Here is a 1302-nt window from a genome sequence, read left to right on the forward strand (position 1 = left end):
CGTTAGGCAGATGGAGCCGCGCTGCGCTTATACAGGCTGGATTCATGTCCATCGACAAGGTGTTAATGGATTCGACCTGGCGGTCACCCAGACTCCGGAGATAGCCAGCAAGACTTTCAACACCGCGATCATCTTTGAGTTCCAGTGCCTGTCCCTCTGTCCCTGAGTATCAGAGATAACGGCGACGTACTGATGCGATAACGGTGACGTACTGATGCCCCTTTTTGAAAGCGACCTCGTCAACACAGAGATGACGCGCGGCCTGTGGTGTTTTTCGACGGGCCAGTCCACGCTTAACCGACCGTTGCATAATGTTATCGACAGCATTCCAGCTCAGCCTCAGCTGTTTCCTGACGGCATCCACGGTGCTGATTTTCAGACATGAGATAACGAATGACTCGAACAACACCGTATACCGGCTACCGGTGCTAGCCCATGAAACAGGCTGCGTCTGGCAGCCATGCTCCGAGCACACAATGCGGGGTACATCAGCTTCGACTATTGTCGCGAACTGGCAGGTACCGAGGTACCGAGATGGCGCCATTTACGATGTCGGTGATCGTGAATAGGACAGTATTTCCCGCAGGTTGGACAGGTTAACTGAGTGTTTTCAGCGATAACTGACTGTAACGGCAACAGAACCGGCGTTCTCATCGAGAGAAAGAGACCCTACCCGCCACGGAACAGACAGGCTGAAGATATGAGCATAGAGAGACTTTCCGTCCATGGTGGTGACCTCTGTAATTCAATACCCCATTATCATGATCATGCCTTCAACCACCACAATAACACTACAATAAGTGAAGAACCATGTGTATACAATATATCGGCTATGGATGAAAATCAACCTGCTTTTTGAGAAGCGCTTCGCATAATTGGCATGGCAGTGGGCGGAGATCACATTTTGTGTTTGAAGCCTTACCAACCTTGTGATTAATTACTTTAACAAGTTAAGAACACATATACAGACAGAGGATTGATTTTCAATACTAAAGGGTGTTGTATGAATCAGTTATGCAAAAAAGGATTTTGCAGTCAAAAATTTCTTTCTCCTCATTGGGAGAAATTACCACCCGTTCTCAATTTGGCGGTTATAGCATCGCGGCAAATAAAACGATCTTTGCCCTTATCTCCAACGGAGAGCTTTATCTACGTGCGAACAAGGGCTTTGTTGAATAAATAGAACTTTTGGGTAATCATCGGAGCAGATCACCACAGTTGTTTCAAAATCAGGTCTCCATGGCAAAACAAAATTTTAAAATCACCAACTGGCCCTCTTATAACAAGGCCCTCAAGCAGCGC

The 1302-nt window shown here is 47.2% G+C and carries 2 pseudogenes; one reads left to right on the forward strand and one right to left on the reverse strand.

The window, feature by feature from the left end:
* Window positions 1–727, reverse strand: a pseudogene (locus QZ506_RS21240) (transposase); the annotation flags it as partial.
* A gap of 287 nt (window positions 728–1014) precedes the next feature.
* Between QZ506_RS21240 and QZ506_RS21245 the strand changes: the two are divergent.
* Window positions 1015–1164, forward strand: a pseudogene (locus tag QZ506_RS21245) (TfoX/Sxy family protein); the annotation flags it as partial.
* Window positions 1165–1302 lie beyond the last annotated feature (138 nt).

It is taken from the genome of Candidatus Symbiopectobacterium sp., assembly GCF_020054415.1.
In the GTDB taxonomy this organism is placed as follows: domain Bacteria; phylum Pseudomonadota; class Gammaproteobacteria; order Enterobacterales; family Enterobacteriaceae; genus Symbiopectobacterium.